Origin of the sequence: Uliginosibacterium aquaticum, from assembly GCF_012972705.2 — a bacterium.
Taxonomy (GTDB): Bacteria; Pseudomonadota; Gammaproteobacteria; order Burkholderiales; family Rhodocyclaceae; genus Uliginosibacterium; species Uliginosibacterium aquaticum.
Genome location: NZ_JABCSC020000003.1, coordinates 222,844 through 238,290 on the forward strand (window position 1 = coordinate 222,844; position 15,447 = coordinate 238,290).

Annotated in this window: 15 protein-coding genes; 8 read left to right on the forward strand and 7 right to left on the reverse strand. The window is 63.1% G+C overall.

Annotation, left to right across the window (positions count from 1 at the left end; translation table 11 throughout):
- The 6 genes from HJ583_RS12410 to HJ583_RS12435 all read right to left on the reverse strand — a co-directional run bounded on the left by HJ583_RS12410 (position 1) and on the right by HJ583_RS12435 (position 5,657).
- Positions 1–1,377: an exonuclease domain-containing protein gene (locus HJ583_RS12410; protein ID WP_170022223.1), complete on the reverse strand. Its 1,377-nt coding sequence runs from the start codon at positions 1,375–1,377 to the stop codon at positions 1–3.
- A gap of 66 nt (positions 1,378–1,443) precedes the next feature.
- Complete coding sequence (locus tag HJ583_RS12415) at positions 1,444–1,629, reverse strand: DUF3460 family protein (protein WP_101940665.1); 186 nt, start codon at positions 1,627–1,629, stop codon at positions 1,444–1,446.
- Between the two features lie 26 nt (positions 1,630–1,655).
- Entirely contained in the window at positions 1,656–3,854 is a 2,199-nt protein-coding gene (locus HJ583_RS12420; protein ID WP_217423443.1) for a RelA/SpoT family protein, read from the reverse strand.
- A gap of 100 nt (positions 3,855–3,954) precedes the next feature.
- Complete coding sequence (gene rpoZ / locus HJ583_RS12425; RefSeq protein ID WP_101940666.1) at positions 3,955–4,161, reverse strand: DNA-directed RNA polymerase subunit omega; 207 nt, start codon at positions 4,159–4,161, stop codon at positions 3,955–3,957.
- A gap of 17 nt (positions 4,162–4,178) precedes the next feature.
- On the reverse strand, positions 4,179–4,787 hold the full coding sequence (gene gmk, locus HJ583_RS12430; protein ID WP_101940667.1) for a guanylate kinase: 609 nt from the start codon (positions 4,785–4,787) through the stop codon (positions 4,179–4,181).
- Between the two features lie 3 nt (positions 4,788–4,790).
- Positions 4,791–5,657 carry a YicC/YloC family endoribonuclease gene (locus HJ583_RS12435; protein ID WP_170022225.1) on the reverse strand — a complete coding sequence of 289 codons (867 nt, stop codon included), beginning with the start codon at positions 5,655–5,657 and terminating at the stop codon, positions 4,791–4,793.
- An 87-nt stretch (positions 5,658–5,744) separates the two neighbouring features.
- On the opposite strand from HJ583_RS12435, the gene HJ583_RS12440 reads away from it, so the two are divergent.
- The 8 genes from HJ583_RS12440 to HJ583_RS12475 all read left to right on the forward strand — a co-directional run bounded on the left by HJ583_RS12440 (position 5,745) and on the right by HJ583_RS12475 (position 12,220).
- On the forward strand, positions 5,745–6,698 hold the full coding sequence (locus HJ583_RS12440; RefSeq protein WP_101940669.1) for a serine/threonine protein kinase: 954 nt from the start codon (positions 5,745–5,747) through the stop codon (positions 6,696–6,698).
- A complete protein-coding gene (locus tag HJ583_RS12445; RefSeq protein WP_101940670.1) occupies positions 6,695–7,624 on the forward strand; it encodes a PP2C family protein-serine/threonine phosphatase in 930 nt (309 codons plus the stop codon). The genes HJ583_RS12440 and HJ583_RS12445 overlap by 4 nt, the downstream gene beginning before the upstream one ends.
- A 201-nt stretch (positions 7,625–7,825) precedes the next feature.
- Positions 7,826–8,542, forward strand: coding sequence for a ribonuclease PH (gene rph, locus HJ583_RS12450; RefSeq protein ID WP_170022226.1), 717 nt, complete (start codon positions 7,826–7,828; stop codon positions 8,540–8,542).
- A 51-nt stretch (positions 8,543–8,593) separates the two neighbouring features.
- A complete protein-coding gene (gene can, locus HJ583_RS12455) occupies positions 8,594–9,250 on the forward strand; it encodes a carbonate dehydratase (protein WP_170022227.1) in 657 nt (218 codons plus the stop codon).
- A 100-nt stretch (positions 9,251–9,350) separates the two neighbouring features.
- Positions 9,351–9,911, forward strand: a complete 561-nt coding sequence (locus HJ583_RS12460; RefSeq protein ID WP_170022228.1) for an SPOR domain-containing protein — start codon at positions 9,351–9,353, stop codon at positions 9,909–9,911.
- Between the two features lie 35 nt (positions 9,912–9,946).
- Entirely contained in the window at positions 9,947–10,555 is a 609-nt protein-coding gene (locus HJ583_RS12465) for a thiol:disulfide interchange protein DsbA/DsbL (protein ID WP_101940674.1), read from the forward strand.
- Positions 10,552–11,319, forward strand: coding sequence for an SDR family oxidoreductase (locus HJ583_RS12470; protein WP_328824884.1), 768 nt, complete (start codon positions 10,552–10,554; stop codon positions 11,317–11,319). Before HJ583_RS12465 ends, HJ583_RS12470 begins: the two co-directional genes overlap by 4 nt.
- Positions 11,267–12,220, forward strand: a complete 954-nt coding sequence (locus HJ583_RS12475; RefSeq protein ID WP_170022229.1) for a DMT family transporter — start codon at positions 11,267–11,269, stop codon at positions 12,218–12,220. The genes HJ583_RS12470 and HJ583_RS12475 overlap by 53 nt, the downstream gene beginning before the upstream one ends.
- Here HJ583_RS12475 and HJ583_RS12480 read toward each other — a convergent pair whose 3' ends face one another.
- Positions 12,221–15,436 (reverse strand): PAS domain S-box protein, encoded by a 3,216-nt coding sequence (locus HJ583_RS12480; RefSeq protein ID WP_170022230.1) that lies wholly within the window; start codon positions 15,434–15,436, stop codon positions 12,221–12,223.
- Positions 15,437–15,447 lie beyond the last annotated feature (11 nt).

The following is a 15,447-nucleotide window of genomic DNA, read 5'->3' on the forward strand; positions in this document are numbered from 1 at the left end:
TCAGAGCGGCCGGATGCGGGCCTGATTGCCCGGTACATTCAGCCAGCGGGTCAACATGCGGTAAACGTCGGCATCGAAGCGGCGGGGCGGTGGGCTGGCCAGCAGTTCGGCCAGTGTGCTCTCGTCGCAGGCACTGCCGAGGCGGCACCAATGATCGAAGACCTGGATTTCACTGCGCTGAGTGCCTTCATGGGTTTCCGCCAGCAGTACAGCACCACGCCAGGGCCAGGCTGTGAGGCGCAGGGCGGCCATCACGGTCGCCAGGCGCAGATCATGTACGCGGGTGTCTTCGCGGCCCACGCAGACGCCGTGGCAACGTCCCAGATGTACGGCCTGACAAGGGCCACCACCCATTTCCAGACCGATCCGGCTGGCGCACAGCTTGTGTTGGCGGGCCAGCTCCTGCAGCGCGGTGCGTGCTTCGCGTTCGCCACGGAAGCAGCCGGAGATGTCGGTCCAGCCGGCCGGGTCCGTGCCGCTCAGATCGGCCAGTTCCAGTACCGGCGCTTTCAGGCTGTGGCGCAGCCAGCGCCAGCCAAACGCGGCAGTGGCCGGCTGCTCGCGTAACTCGCGGGCCAGCTGTAATTCCTTGAGCTGGGCGCCGAATTCGCCAGCGCAGGGGAAGCTTGCCACGTCATGCACGGCTGCCGCGATCTTCTTGTTCTTGGCGCTGGCGCGCCCGGCGGTGAAGAAACCCAGCACCTGTGAGCGCAGATCGCGGGCGCGACCAATCTCCAGCACCTGCCCGGTGGTGGAGCGGAAGACGTAGGCGCCGGGACTGTCCGGCAGGGCTTCGAGATCGCCGATCGGCAGTCGCGGCACGCTGCTGGTGGCAAAGGCCTTGTCCCAGGCGCGCTGCAGGCGTTCGCTGTCGGCGCGCCCGCGTGCGTCCTGCAGGAATTGCCAGACGATGCGGGCGTCATCCAGTGCGCGGTGGCGTGCATCGATGGTGTAGCCGTGACGGGCGATGATGGCGTCCAGCCCGTGCTTGGCGAACTCCGGATCGAGGGCCCGCGAGAATTTCACTGAGCACATTACCGGCGCATCCCAGGCGAGGCCCAGTTGCTCGAAGGCGGCACGCAGGAAGTTGTAGTCGAAGCGCGCGTTGTGGGCCACGAAAACGGCATCCGCGAGCTTCTCACGCACGTTCTCGGCCAGCGCCGCGAAACTCGGCGCATCGGCCACCATCGTGTCAGTGATGCCGATCAGTTCCTGGATGCGTTCCGGGATTGGCATGCCCGGATTGACCAGGCTGCTCCACTGGTCGATGAGTTCTCCGCCCTCAACGACCAGGATGGCGATCTCGGTGATGCGGTCACGGCTGGGGTCGGCGCCGGTGGTTTCGAGGTCGACGATGGCGAGGCGGGGGAAATGCATGCGGTGTCGGGCATGGGGAGCAGTGGATCGGAGCGTATGAGGTCCGACTCGCCACTCCCGCAAACATCATTCCTGAGAGAAATACGGATAGGCTTTTTGCGCCACTTTCGATTCGGCATTGGCTTGCTGCTCAGCGGGCGCTTGCGGCTTGTCCCACCACAGGGCGCGGCCTTTCTGCTTTTCCTGCAGCTCTTCCGGATGCTGCTCGAGCCAGCTGTTCATGAACTGGGTGAATTCGGAAACGTAGGGCATGGTCTTCTCTCTCTGTTTCTGGGGTGTCAGCGTTTTTCGGCGGCTTTGTCGCCGCTGCGGTCGCGCACGATGCGCACCACATCCGGGATGTGGCGCACCGCGCGCATGATGCGTGCGAGATGCGGGCGGTTCTTTACCTGGATGGTGAAGTGGATGATGGTATCGCCACCATGCTCGCTTTCCATGTTCACATTCTGGATGTTGGCTTCCTGATCAGCGATCGCCGAGGCCACGCGGGCCAGCACGCCACGGCGATGGTGGATCAGCACGCGGATGCCGACATCGAACAGACGCTCGCCGCCAGCCTCCCACTCCACGTCCACCCAGCGGTCGCGCTCGGAAGAGTGATTGCGGGTCAGCACCGGGCAGTCGTTGAGGTGCACTTCTAGCCCCTGATCCTTGCGCAGCAGACCCACGATCGGGTCGCCCGGGATTGGCCGGCAGCAGCGCGCCATCTGTATCGCCATGCCCTCGCCACCCTGGATCAGCACCGGTGTGGGGGTGCGCGGGCGGGCCGGTGTTTCGCCGTCACTGATGGCCTTCTCGTCCTGCAGGTCGGCCAGGCGCCGCGCAACCATCGCGGCCAGGCGCTTGCCAAGGCCAATGTCGGTGAAGATCTCCTCGCGCTGCTTGCACGAGAACTCCTTCAGGAAGCGCTCCCAGGCCGTGGTGCCGATATCCGACAGGTGCAGGCCGATGTGTCGCAGCGATTGCGAGAGCAGGCGCTCACCCAGATGAGTGGCCTCTTCCTGATGCACGGTCTTCAGGAAGTGGCGGATCTCGGCCCGTGCCTTGCCGGTGCGCACATACGAGAGCCAGGCCGGATTCGGGTGAGCATGCTGGGCAGTGGTGATTTCGACCTGATCGCCATTCTTGAGCTCGCTGCGCAGAGGGCGCAGCTCGCCATTGATGCGGCAGGCCACGCAGCGGTTGCCCACGTCGGTGTGGACCGAATAGGCAAAATCGACGGCGGTGGCGCCACGCGGCAGGTTGCGGATTTGCCCGGCCGGGGTGAACACGAAGACTTCGCCCGGAAACAGGTCGATCTTCACGTGCTCGAGGAATTCGGAGGAATCACCCGAGGTGGATTGCAACTCGAGCAGGGATTGCAGCCAGTTGTGGGTCTTGTGCTGCAGGTCGGACAGGGATTGCGCCGTACCGTCCTTGTACAGCCAGTGCGAAGCCACGCCGGATTCGGCTACGGCGTGCATTTCGTTGGTACGGATCTGTACTTCCACCGGCAGGCCGTTGGGGCCGATCACCGTGGTATGCAGGGACTGGTAGCCGTTGGCCTTGGGCAGGGCAATGTAGTCCTTCATCTTGCCCGGCACCGGCTTGTAAAGCTCATGCAGGGCGCCCAGGGCGAGGTAGCAGCCGGGGATGTCCTTGACCAGGATGCGGAAGCCGTAGATATCCAGCACCTGCTCGAAACTGAGGCGTTTCTCGAGCATCTTGCGATAGATGCCGAACAGATGCTTCTCGCGCCCATACACCTCGGCATCCACGCCCCAGACCGGCATGCGCTCACGGATGCTGGTCATCAGGCGCATGATCAGCTCGCGCTGATCCCCCCGCACGGCCCGCAGTGCCTTACCCAGCACGCGATAGCGCATCGGGTGGGTGTTCTTGAAGGCCAGTTCCTGCAGCTCACGGTAGAGCGTGTTGAGGCCCAGACGATTGGCGATCGGAGCGAAGATTTCCAGCGTTTCGCGTGCAATCCGGCGGCGCTTGTCCGGCCGCACGGCGTCCAGTGTGCGCATGTTGTGCAGGCGGTCGGCCAGCTTGATCAGGATCACGCGCACGTCGCGGGCCATGGCGAGGAACATCTTGCGATAGTTCTCGGCCTGGGCCTGCTGATAGGTCTGGGATTCGATGCGGTCGAGTTTGGAGACGCCATCGACCAGCTCAGCGGCCGTCTTGCCAAACTGTCCTTCGATGTCGGACTTGGTGACGTGCGAATCTTCCATCACGTCGTGCAGCAGGCCGGCAATCAGGGCCTGGGCATCGAGGTGCCACTGGGCGAGGGTTTCCGCTACGGCCAGCGGATGGAAGACATATGGCTCTCCGCTGATGCGGAACTGCCCGGCGTGAGCATGCGAAGCTAGCTCAAAGGCGGCTTCGAGACGTTCGACATCTTCGGGCTTGAGATAGCGCGCAGCCTGGGTACGCAGGCGGGCGAACTCTACGGCTTCGTCGAAGCCGTTGTCAGCCGCTGCGCCGAACATGCCCGAGGTGGGCAGGGCCGGCTGCGGCGGGCTGAGTGGGGCAAGAGGCCTGGGCTCCATCGATTGCTCTCCGGGTGCTGGCGACAGGCCCCTGTGGGGCTCAGGACTGACTGCGGGTGAGCAGTTCGCGGCCGAGTTTGCCGGCAGCGATTTCACGCAGGGCCACGACGGTGGGTTTGTCGCGTCCGGCTTCCACCAGCGGGGTGTTGCCGGCGGTGAGCTGGCGGGCGCGGTAGGTTGCAGCCAGGGTCAGTTCAAAGCGGTTGGAGATCATGTGCAGACAGTCGTCGACCGTGATGCGGGCCATGGCGGAATCCTTTTTCGTCAGACAGCGGGGAGAAAACTCAGCGGGTGGCGCGCTCGGACAACTGCGGTGCGCAACCGTGCACAACGCACGACACAGCACAGCTCGTCGAGCGCGACCTGCAAGTCATTGTTAATTATAACGTAGTCGAAGTGATCTACCTGACGCATTTCGTCCTCGGCCGCCGCAAGGCGCTGCGCAATGACTTCTTCGCTGTCCGTACCACGCCCGCGCAGGCGTTTGCCGAGCACGTCGAAGCTCGGTGGCTGAATGAAAATGCTCACCGCGTCCGGGAAAATGTTGCGCACCTGGGCCGCGCCCTGGCAGTCGATTTCCAGCAACACATCATGCCCGGCGGCGAGCTGTTCCTCCAGCCAGGGGCGCGAGCTGGCGTAGAAGTTGCCATGAACTTCGGCCCACTCCAGGAATTCACCCCGATCGCGGCGGGCCAGAAAGTCGGCCGAGCTGGTGAAGTTGTAATGCACGCCATTCACCTCGCCTTCGCGCGGTGCACGGGTGGTGAAGGAGACAGACAGGCGCACCGCCGCGTCGCGCGAAAGGAGGGCGCGCACCAGGGTGGTCTTGCCGGCACCGGAAGGCGCGGCGACGATGAAGAGGCTACCGGACATGGCTTACTCCAGATTCTGCACTTGTTCGCGCATCTGCTCGATGTAGACCTTGAGATCGACCGCAATTTCCGTAAGTTGAGGCGAGACGGCCTTCGAGCCGAGGGTGTTGGCTTCGCGATTGAGCTCTTGCATGAGGAAGTCCAGACGCTTGCCGACGGCACCGCCCTTGCCGAGTACGCGTTCGACTTCGTCAAGGTGGGCGTTCAGGCGGGTGATTTCTTCGGCCACGTCAGCGCGTTGCGCAAACAGGGTCACTTCCTGGCGGATACGGTCCTCGTCCAGCGAGGCCACTGCTTCGCGCAGGCGCGTGGTGAGCTTCTCGCGGTATTCGCTTACGGCGGCTGGCACGATTGGAGCGGCTACGGCCACGCGCTCGCGGATCAGGCCGACACGCTCGCGCAGCATGGCCACCAGCTTCTCGCCTTCGCGGGCCCGCGAAGCGCGCAGTTCGCCCAGTGCAGCGCGGGCAATCTCATGCACGGCAGCGGTGAGGCGCTCATGATCCAGGCCTTCCTCGGCGAGCACGCCAGGGTAGCGGAGGATCTCGGCAGTGGACAGCGGACTGGCATCCGGGAAGCTTTCACGGACCCGGTTTTGTGCGGCGCGCAACTGCTCCAGCATGTCGCCGTTGATGGAAAGCCCGCTGTTTCCGCTTGCCACCGCCTGTAAGCTCATGCGGCATTCGATCTTGCCGCGTGATACGCTGGCGTTGATCTGTTCGCGGACGATAGGCTCCGCAAAGCGCAGATCTTCGACGATGCGGAACGCCAGATCCAGGTAGCGGGAATTCACGCTACGCAGTTCGATCTGAAGAGAAGCTTTGCCCACGTCGCGCGAAAGCGCGGCGTAGCCGGTCATGCTGAATACCATGGGAACTTTCCTGGACAGGCGACCGCCTTTACTTGCCGCAGCCAAAGCCTGAGAATTGATTGAACGCGGATCATAACGCCCGGATACATGCCGTCTCAAGTTAATAGCGCCCTGCCGCCCGGCTTTCAGCTGGAGCAATACCGTATCGAGCAACAGCTCAGCTTGGGCGGGTTTTCGATCGTCTATCTGGCGACGGATCAGGACGGCAAGCCGGTCGCGATCAAGGAATACCTGCCGAATTCGCTGGCCTTGCGCAAAGGCGGCGAGATTGAGCCGCAGATTGATGAGGAGCATCAGGCCGCCTTTCGTTACGGCATGAAGTGCTTCTTCGAGGAAGGGCGCTCGCTCGCCAAACTGATGCATCCGAACGTGGTGCGGGTGCTGAACTTCTTCCGCGCCAACGGCACCGTGTACATGGTCATGCAGTTCGAGCGCGGCCGTACCCTGCAGGACTTCATCCAGCGCAACAAGGGGCATATCAAGGAGCGTTTCATTCGCGGCGTGTTCACCCGCATGCTCAATGGCCTGCGTGAAGTGCACTCGCACAAGCTGCTGCACCTCGATATCAAGCCTTCCAACATTTACCTGCGCAACGATGGCACGCCGGTGTTGCTCGATTTCGGCGCTGCCCGCCAGACCCTGGCGCAGGACCAGCCGATGTTGAAACCGATGTATACCCCGGGTTTTGCGCCGCCCGAACAGTTCAATGACCGCGAACACCTCGGTCCGTGGAGTGACATCTATAGTACTGGTGCGGCGATGTATGCCTGCCTGGCGGGTGTCGCACCCCAGCGCTCGGACGAACGCCTCAAGAAAGACCTGATGGAGCCGGCCGTCAAACGCTGGCCCGGTCAGTACTCCCCTCATCTGCTGCAGACGATCGACTGGTGCCTCAATCTCGATCCGCTGCAACGCCCGCAAAGCGTGTATGCACTGCAGAAGGAACTCCTCACCCGTACCCGCTTCATCGCCCATGAGGCACCTACGACCGTGCTCGGCAAGGTGATGCACCGCCTGCGAGCCCTTACAGGTAAAGCATGAAGTTCACGATCTACCAGGAAAGCCGCCCCGGTGCCCGCCCCAACAATCAGGATCGGGTAGCCTACAGCTATACACGCGAATCCTTGCTGCTGGTGGTGGCTGATGGCATGGGGGGGCATCTGCACGGCGAGATTGCTGCCCAGATCGCTGTGCAGTACATCATCGAGTCCTTCCAGCGTGCGGCCAAGCCGCTGGTGCAGGACGAACTGATGTTCCTCTCGCGTTGCCTCGGCAACGCCCATGCCGCAATCCAGGACTACGCCTTCGACAAAAGCCTGCCGGAAGCTCCGCGTACTACCATCGTGGCCTGCCTGATCCAGAACAGCGTGGCGTATTGGGCGCACGCAGGTGATTCGCGCCTCTATCTGATTCGCCGTGGCCGGATTGCCCAGCAGACCAAGGATCACTCGCGTCTGCAGATGATGCTTGATCAGGGCCTGATCGACGAAGAGGCCGCTGCCCGCCATCCGGCGCGCAACCGTATCTTCAGCTGCCTGGGCGGCACCCACTCGCCGCAGATCGAGTTTTCCTCGCCAGTGCCGCTGTTTGCTAACGACCTGCTCGTGATGTGTACCGACGGGGTGTGGGGCAATCTCACCAATGAGGATTTCATCGACCGTCTCGGCGACAGCAATATCCTCGATACCTCGCCCCGCCTGCTGGATCTGGCCGAGAGCCAGGGCGGGCTGACTTGTGACAACCTGTCGATGCTGTCCATGCGCTGGCATGACGATTACGCCGATGAGCAGGCTTCGACGATCTCCACCGAGACCATGCCGGCCGATGGCATTACCACCAAGATGGAAGGTTTCGCCCGGGGCCGCCATCATGAAGCTGGCAGCCTGAGCGACTCGGATATCGAGAAGGCGATCGACGAGATCAACCTCGCGATCCAGAAGTATTCCAAGTTCGACCCGGGTAAATAAGGCGTTCGGCTACTGCGCGAACGGGGCCTGAAACTGCGATGCTCGCCGTACTCTAGTACGGCTGCGCTTCTCCTTTCAGTCGCCGTCCGCTCGCTACGCCGGCTGCCTCATTTACAGCCTTGGCGTTTTCGTAGGGCGCAATCGAAGCGAAACGCTTTGCGCCGCCTGTTTTCTACCTTTCAACAATTCTGACATTCCATCATGCGCCCCTCCAACCGCCTCCCCGACCAGCTGCGCGATGTGCGCATCACCCGGAATTACACCTGCCACGCCGAAGGCTCGGTCCTGATCGAGTTCGGCAACACCAAGGTGCTGTGCACCGCTTCGGTGGAGGAAAACGTGCCGCCCTTTCTGCGTGGCAAGGGTGAAGGGTGGGTTACTGCGGAATACGGCATGCTGCCGCGTTCCACGCACACCCGCATGGCCCGCGAAGCGGCGAAGGGCAAGCAGAGTGGTCGCACCCAGGAAATCCAGCGTTTGATTGGCCGCAGTCTGCGCGCGGTGGTTGATCTGAAGGCGCTCGGCGAGCGTCAGATCACCATCGACTGCGATGTACTGCAGGCTGACGGCGGGACGCGCACGGCCTCTATCACCGGCGCCTGTGTGGCGCTGTACGATGCCTTGCAGGGACTGGTGGCTGCCGGCAAGCTGGCGCATAGCCCACTGAAGGATTGGGTGGCAGCGATCTCGGTGGGCGTGTTCGAGGGCGAAGCGGTGCTGGATCTGGATTACCCGGAAGATTCTGCCTGCGATACCGACATGAATGTGGTGATGACCGGCAGTGGCGGCTTCGTCGAAGTGCAGGGGACGGCAGAAGGCGCGCCCTTTGCGCGTGCCGAGCTGGACAGTCTGCTGGCCTTGGCGGGTGCGGGTATTGCGCAGTTGGTCGAGCTCCAGAAGGCCGCTGTCGCGGCCTGAACTTTCGGGCCGCGTTAGAATCCGAACCCGGTCTATTTTTTGAATCTGCCCATGAGCATTTCACCGAGCGAACTCTTCGAACGCAACCGCGCCTGGTCACAGAAGGAGCGCGACAACGATCCGGAGTATTTCTCCCGTCTGGTCCAGCAGCAGAGCCCGGAGTTTTTGTGGATCGGCTGCTCGGACAGCCGCGTGCCGGCCAATGAGATCATCGGTCTGGCGCCGGGTGAGGTTTTCGTTCACCGGAATATCGCCAATGTGGTGGTGCACACCGACCTGAACTGCCTGTCCGTGATCCAGTATTCAGTCGATGTGTTGAAGGTAAAGCACATTCTGGTGGTGGGCCACTATGGTTGTGGCGGGGTGCGTGCGGCGATGGATAACGTTCGCGTGGGCTTGGCGGACAACTGGTTGCGTCATGTTCAGGACGTGCGTGACAAGTACCGCAGCTGGCTGGCTGGGATCGACGACCCGCTGCAGCGTTGCGAGCGCCTGTGCGAACTCAATGTGGCCGAGCAGGTGCTCAATGTGAGTGAAACCACGGTGCTGCGGGATGCTTGGGCGCGGGGGCAAGATGTGGCCGTGCATGGCTGGATCTACGGGCTCGCCGACGGTATCGTCAGCGAACTGGGCAGCAATCTGTTGCGCGAAGATGATGCCCATGATGTGTATGAGGCCACCGTCGCTCAGATCATGCAGCGCAGCTGAATGTGGCTTTCGTGCCGGGTGGCGGTGCCGCCCGGCCCCGTGGCGCAAGCCGGGCATGAGCTGCGGTTATACTCGGCGAAATTTTCCCAGGGGTTCCTGAATGTCCAGTCAAATCAGTTTCCGTCATGCGCAGCGCGGCAGTACGGCTTCAGGGCTGCTGGTCGGCTTGCTGATCGGCGTGCTGATTGCCGCCGGCGTGGCGCTCTACATCAACTTCGGCCCCAAGCCTTTTGTGACCAAGGTCGAGCAGGCGCCGCGTCCTGCCGCTAGTGCGCCGGCAGCCCAGAGCGCGCCGATCGCGCTGCCGGGCAAACCGGGCGATGCCCCGGTTGAAAAGCCCAAGTACGATTTCTACAAGATTCTGCCTGGTGGCGAGGCGGCTTCGGCTCCGGTCAGTAACAAACCGGCGGAGGCGCCTGCTGCGGACAAGATCTTCCTGCAGGCTGGCGCGTTCCAGAACCCCTCCGACGCCGACAATCTGAAGGCCAGATTGGCTTTGCTCGGCATCGAATCGAACGTTCAGCGCGTAGATCTGTCCGAGAAGGGCATTTTCTATCGCGTGAGGCTTGGCGGTTTCGCCACGCCTGATGCAGCGGACGCGATGCGCGCCCGTTTGCTCACCGAAGGAATCGAAGCCAGTGTAGTCAAGGCCAAGCCCTGAACCGCGCTCATCCCAAGCCTATCCGGAGACCCAGCATGCAACGTCGTAGCACCCTCAAAGTCCTTCTCGCCGGCCTTCTCGCCGGTGCCAGCCTGATTGCTCATGCCGAGGGCGTGAAGGAGCTCAGCCCGCCGCAGCCGACCCTGCCGGCCGGCCAGATCGAAGTGATCGAGTTCTTCTCCTACGGCTGCCCGCACTGCAGCAATTTCGAGCCCCTGCTGGTCAAGTGGCGTGCCCAGCAGAAGCCGGACGTGGTGGTCAAGAAGGTGCCAGTTTCTTTCGGGCGTGCCGAATGGGCCGCGCTGGGTCGTCTGTACATTACCCTGAGCGCCCTGGGACAGGCTGACAATCTGACTCCGGCAGTGTTCGAGGCGGTACACAAGGACCGCATCCGCCTGGAGGATGAAAAGGTGCGTAATGACTGGCTCGCCAAGAAGGGCGTGGACGTCAAGAAATTCAACGATACCTGGCGCTCGTTCAGCGTGGATGCTCAGTACAAGCGTGCTGAACAGATGTCGGTGAGCTACAAGGTCATGTCGGTGCCGAATCTGGTGGTGGCCGGCAAGTATCTGGTTGAAGGCGGTGATCCTGCTGGCCTGAGCACCGTGGATGGCCTGATCGCCAAGGTCCGCGCCGGCAAGTGAGTCTGAAGGTCTTCATCACCGGCGCCTCCAGTGGCATCGGCGCCGCGCTGGCGCACGCTTATGCCGCCAAGGGGGCCAGCTTGGGCCTGCTTGGGCGCCGTGGCGAGGCGCTCGAAGCCTTGTGCGCCAGCCTGCCGGGCGAACATCTGGTGCTGGTGGCGGACGTGACCCGTCCTGAGGAGCTGGCTGCCGCCGCACGCAGTTTTATGGCGCGGTTTGGTGTGCCGGATGTCGTGATTGCCAACGCGGGCGTGTCTGCTGGCACGCTCAGCGAGGAGCAGGGCGATCTAGCCGTGTTCGACGGCATCCTGCGCACCAATCTGCTTGGCATGGTGGCTACCTTCCAGCCCTTCATCGTGCCGATGCGGCGCGAGAGGCGCGGTCAGCTGGTTGGTATCTCCTCGGTGGCGGGGGTGCGTGGTCTGCCTGGTGCCGGGGCCTACAGTGCTTCCAAAGCGGCCGCCAGCCGCTATCTGGAGAGCTTGAGGGTCGAGCTGCGGGGCACGGGAGTCAAGGTGAGCGAAATCCGCCCCGGCTATATCCGAACGCCGATGACCGATGTGAATACTTATCGCATGCCCTTCATCATTGATGCGGACGAGGCCGCCCGACGCTTCATCCGGGCCATTGAGCGCGCACCCGCGCGAGCCACGATTCCCTGGCAGATGGCCATCGTGGCGCGCCTGCTGGCCGCGTTGCCGAGCTTTCTGTATGACCGTTTCGCAGCCCGCGCTGGGCGCAAACCACGTGGCCTCAAGCTCTGAGCAGATGAAGCAGGCTGTGCCCGGTGGTCTTTACCTTCGCTTGGTGCTGACCACTTTTTTCTGGGGCGGCACTTTCATTGCGGGACGTTTCCTGGCCCAGAGCATGCCGCACTTTCTGGCGGCGACCCTGCGTTTCTGTTTTGCCCTGCTGGGCCTGCTGCTATATGCACTTGGCACCGGTCAGCGCCTGTACTGGCCAGATCGGCGCCAGTGGGGTGTGGCACTGGCGCTTGGTGCGAGTGGCATCTTTGCCTACAACGCCGGTTTCTTTGCCGGGCTCGCTCAGGTAGCAGCCAGCCGCGCGGCCTTGCTGGTGGCCGCCAGCCCAGTGATAACCCTGTGCACGGTGCAATGGCTCAATCGCGCTGCCTGGTCAGCCCGGCAGATCAGCGGGGTGCTGCTGTCCTTCTGCGGGGCGGTGCTGGTGGTGTCGCACGGTGATCTGGCGGGCTTGCTGCATGGTGCGGTGGGGCAGGGCGAGCTGTTCATCTTCGGGGCGGTGGTGGCCTGGGTGGTCTACACCCTTGTGATGCGTTACTACGCGCGCGGCTTCGAGGCTTTGTCGATGACTTTCTTTGCCATCCTGTGCGGCACCCTGCTGCTGGCCGTGCCAGCCGGTGGGGAGCTGGTGGCGACGGGGTGGCCCGCATTGGGCTGGCAGGCCTGGCTGGCGCTGGCTTACATGGGGCTGCTGGGGACTTCACTGGCCTTCGTGTGGTATTCGCAAGCCGTGGCCGTGATCGGCGCAGCGCGCGCTACTCAGTTCACCAATCTGGTGCCGGTGTTCGGCGTGCTGTTGTCGGTGCTGCTGCTGGGCGAAAGCCTGGTCTGGTCGAGCCTGGGCGGTGGCCTGCTGGTGGTGGCCGGGGTGATGTGGGTGAATCGGGCCGCGCGCTCCTGATCAGGTGGCGCTGGCTTTGGGAGGCACTGGCGTGTCTTCCTGTGCGGGGGCTTTGAGCGGGATGCAGATACGGAAACAACTGCCCTGTCCAGGGCTGCTGTCCACCGTGATTTCGCCACCGAGAATGCCGGTGACGATGTTATGCACGATGTTTAGGCCCAGCCCGGTGCCGTCGCGACCGAGCTTGGTGGTGAAGAAGGGGTCGAAAATGCGCCGCAGGTTGTTGGCGTGAATCCCGATGCCATCATCCTGACAGGTGAAGATGACCCCCCCGGAGCCATCGAGTTCGGCGCGCAGCCGTACCGTGCCACGCTCCCGGCCTTCGAAGGCGTGCAGGATGGTGTTGTTGAGCAGGTTGGCGATGACCTGGCCGAGCGGTCCCGGATAGCTGTCGAGGCTGATGCCGGCCGGGATCTCGGTTTCGATGCTGTGGCTGGTTTTGCGGAATACCGGCTGCATGGTGACGACGATTTCACTGACTACCTCCGCCAGTTCGAAACGGCGGCGCTGTGAGCTGGTCTGATCCACGGCGACCTGCTTGAAGCTGCTGATCAGCTCGGCGGCACGCTGCAGGTTGCGCAGCAGGATGTCGGCTGCGGATTCGGACTCGGCGACGTAGTTATCCAGCGTGGAGCGACGCAGGCCGGCCTCCATCTGTTCGCGGAAACTCTGGTTCACATCGTGCAACGTGCTGGCCACCATCAGGCTGTTGCCGATGGGGGTGTTGAGCTCGTGGGCGATTCCGGCTACCAACGAGCCCAGCGCTGCAAGCTTCTCGGAGCGCACGAGTTCGTCCAGGGTGCGTTTGAGACGCTCAAGGGTTTTTTCCAGTTCGGCATTGGTAGTGGCCAGATCATGGGTGCGTTCGGTGACGCGCTTCTCAAGCGATTGATTGAGCTCTTCCACCTGTCGCTGTGCTTCGAGCAGGGAGGTGACGTCCACGGTGGCCACCAGCAGGCAGGGCTCTTCATCCATGCTGATCTGACGTACATAGATCTGGCAGTCGCGGATCTCTCCTTCACAGGTGCGCAGGCGCATGTCCGCACCCGATACTTCGCCTGCCTCGTTCAGCAACTGCAATACCCATTCACGCTCGCGCTGATCGGTATAGATCGGGGTGGCCAGCACGGGCTGACCGACGACCTCATGGCGCGGGTAGCCGAAGTTCTGCAGGAAGCTCGGATTCACGTCGAGGCAGACGCTGTCGCTGCGGCGCAGGACCCCGATCGGGATCGGTGAGTACTGGAAGATCGACGAGAATTTCTGCTCGCTGTGACGCAGCGCTTCAAGCGTCAGTAGGCGCTGGAACTCGGTGCTGGCGCGTGCCGCTCCGAGTGCTGCAAGGGATTGGGCTGCTTCGGTGGCAACCAGGGGGGAGTCGAAGAGCAGGGTCAGATGGCCGCTGACCTGCTGCTGGCTGTCCACCACGGGCTCGAGAATCAGGGCCTGGGTGAGGCTGCAGCCCCAGCTCACGGCGTCGCGTGATATCGCTTCATAGGCCCCCGTATTTAGGAGCAGGGCGCCGGTGCGCTCGGCATAGGCGGCCAGCGTGGTGCGGCCCGGGTGATGCCCCCCCACTAGCGACCAGCCAGGTGCGCAGAGGCTGGCACTGATGTCCACGCCGTCGCGGGTATGGGTAGCCAAATAGGCGGCCTGGGCACCGCAGCCGCGTGCGATCACGCCAAGCAGTTGCTCGAGGAACATGCCCGGACTCAATTCGCCACCAAGGCGGGCAATGGCCCGCAGCGCGTCAGTGGTGTGACGGCGCTCGGTGACGTCGGTCATCAGGGCAACCCATTGGATGATCTGTTCGTTGTCGTCGCGCAGCGGCTGCAACTCCAGGGATACCCAGAAGCTCTGCCCGTCCTGCCCGCGGCAGGGCATCTCCAGTTCGGTCAGATGGCGCCCGTTGTTCATTGCCGCTTCGATGGCCGAGGCCCGTGAAGTTTCGCCTGTCAGCTCCTGGGCCTGCAGCACGTCGACCAGCGCCTGTCCGCGCACCTCGCTGGCGTGGCCGGAGCAGCGTTCGGCGAAGGCATGGTTGATCCACTCGATGCGTCCACTGGCGTCGGTGAGGGCCACGAGGTTGCTGGTCAGGCGTACCACAGTGGCGAGTCGGCGGATTTCGTCGTCCGAGCGTTGACGCTCGGTGATGTCTTCAACCATTGCGACGATGCGCTGACCGGTGCCGGCGCTGTCGCGGATCAGGCTGTTGTACCACTGGCAGGTCACGCCGGCCGCGTCCGAACGCTTGCAGGCGAGCTTGATGTGTGGGCTGGCAACGCTGCGTTCGAGCAGCTGGTTCACGCTCAGATTGTCACGTGCGTCCTTGCTGTTGGCCACCAGCATGCCGGCATGGCGTCCGAGCACCTCCTCCCGGCGCCAACCGAAGATGCGTACGGCTGCTTCGTTCCAGTCCAGGATGTGCCAGCCAAGATCGAATTCGATTACTGCCAATGGACTCTGCTCGACCAGGGTGCGCAGACGCTGTTCACGATCACGCAATGCCGCCTCGACCCGCATGCGTTCGCGCAGGTCGACCTCCAGCGCACGGTTCTTCTGCTCCAGGGTGTGGAACAAGCCCTGCAGTGCCTGGCGAGTGACCTCGAGCTGAGCTTCTACATCCCCGATTTCGTCGCGGCGTGAGGGAATGATCGGCTTGTCGAGTTCGCCCCGCGCCAGCGATACGGCTTCCTCGCCGAGCCTCAGCAGCGGGCGGCCGACACGGCGTTGCAGCACGAACAGAATCAGCACGACGCTGATGATCACCTGCAGCGCCAGCAGGCTGCCAAAACCGAGGATCTGGTTGAGCAGGGCGCTGCGCAGAGGGGCTTCGGAGAGTTCGATGCGCACCCGGCCGATGGTTTCGCCACGATGCATGACCTGACGCTCGAGAACGTGCACCACACCTTCGCGGCGCTCCGGAAATTCGCGGAATACGAAGCGGCCGAGGTGGGGGTCGAGAATCTCGACGGTGACTAGGGCTGACTCCTTCATCACGGCTTCGACCAGCGCCGCCGCGGATTCGCTGTCGAGCGCCCATAGGCTTTCGCGCACACCCAGTGCAATGACGTCGGCATCGTGCTGCAGAGTGAGGGCTACCTCGCTGCGGAGCTTGTCGGCGTAGGAAACGCGGGCCAGGTAGAAACCGACCACCAGCGCAGGCAGCAGCATGCCCAGCAGGACGGCCGTGACGACAGCGCGGCGGACGGTCATGTTCAAACCGG

Coding starts and splice junctions, on each gene's coding strand:
- HJ583_RS12480 (WP_170022230.1), bottom strand. CDS start 15,436: ATGACCGTCCGCCGCGCTGTCGTCACGGCCGTCCTGCTGGGCATGCTG.
- gmk (WP_101940667.1), bottom strand. CDS start 4,787: ATGTCCGGTAGCCTCTTCATCGTCGCCGCGCCTTCCGGTGCCGGCAAG.
- HJ583_RS12435 (WP_170022225.1), bottom strand. CDS start 5,657: ATGGTATTCAGCATGACCGGCTACGCCGCGCTTTCGCGCGACGTGGGC.
- HJ583_RS12460 (WP_170022228.1), top strand. CDS start 9,351: ATGTCCAGTCAAATCAGTTTCCGTCATGCGCAGCGCGGCAGTACGGCT.
- HJ583_RS12410 (WP_170022223.1), bottom strand. CDS start 1,377: ATGCATTTCCCCCGCCTCGCCATCGTCGACCTCGAAACCACCGGCGCC.
- rph (WP_170022226.1), top strand. CDS start 7,826: ATGCGCCCCTCCAACCGCCTCCCCGACCAGCTGCGCGATGTGCGCATC.
- HJ583_RS12415 (WP_101940665.1), bottom strand. CDS start 1,629: ATGCCCTACGTTTCCGAATTCACCCAGTTCATGAACAGCTGGCTCGAG.
- rpoZ (WP_101940666.1), bottom strand. CDS start 4,161: ATGGCCCGCATCACGGTCGACGACTGTCTGCACATGATCTCCAACCGC.
- HJ583_RS12465 (WP_101940674.1), top strand. CDS start 9,947: ATGCAACGTCGTAGCACCCTCAAAGTCCTTCTCGCCGGCCTTCTCGCC.
- HJ583_RS12445 (WP_101940670.1), top strand. CDS start 6,695: ATGAAGTTCACGATCTACCAGGAAAGCCGCCCCGGTGCCCGCCCCAAC.
- can (WP_170022227.1), top strand. CDS start 8,594: ATGAGCATTTCACCGAGCGAACTCTTCGAACGCAACCGCGCCTGGTCA.
- HJ583_RS12420 (WP_217423443.1), bottom strand. CDS start 3,854: ATGTTCGGCGCAGCGGCTGACAACGGCTTCGACGAAGCCGTAGAGTTC.
- HJ583_RS12475 (WP_170022229.1), top strand. CDS start 11,267: ATGACCGTTTCGCAGCCCGCGCTGGGCGCAAACCACGTGGCCTCAAGC.
- HJ583_RS12440 (WP_101940669.1), top strand. CDS start 5,745: ATGCCGTCTCAAGTTAATAGCGCCCTGCCGCCCGGCTTTCAGCTGGAG.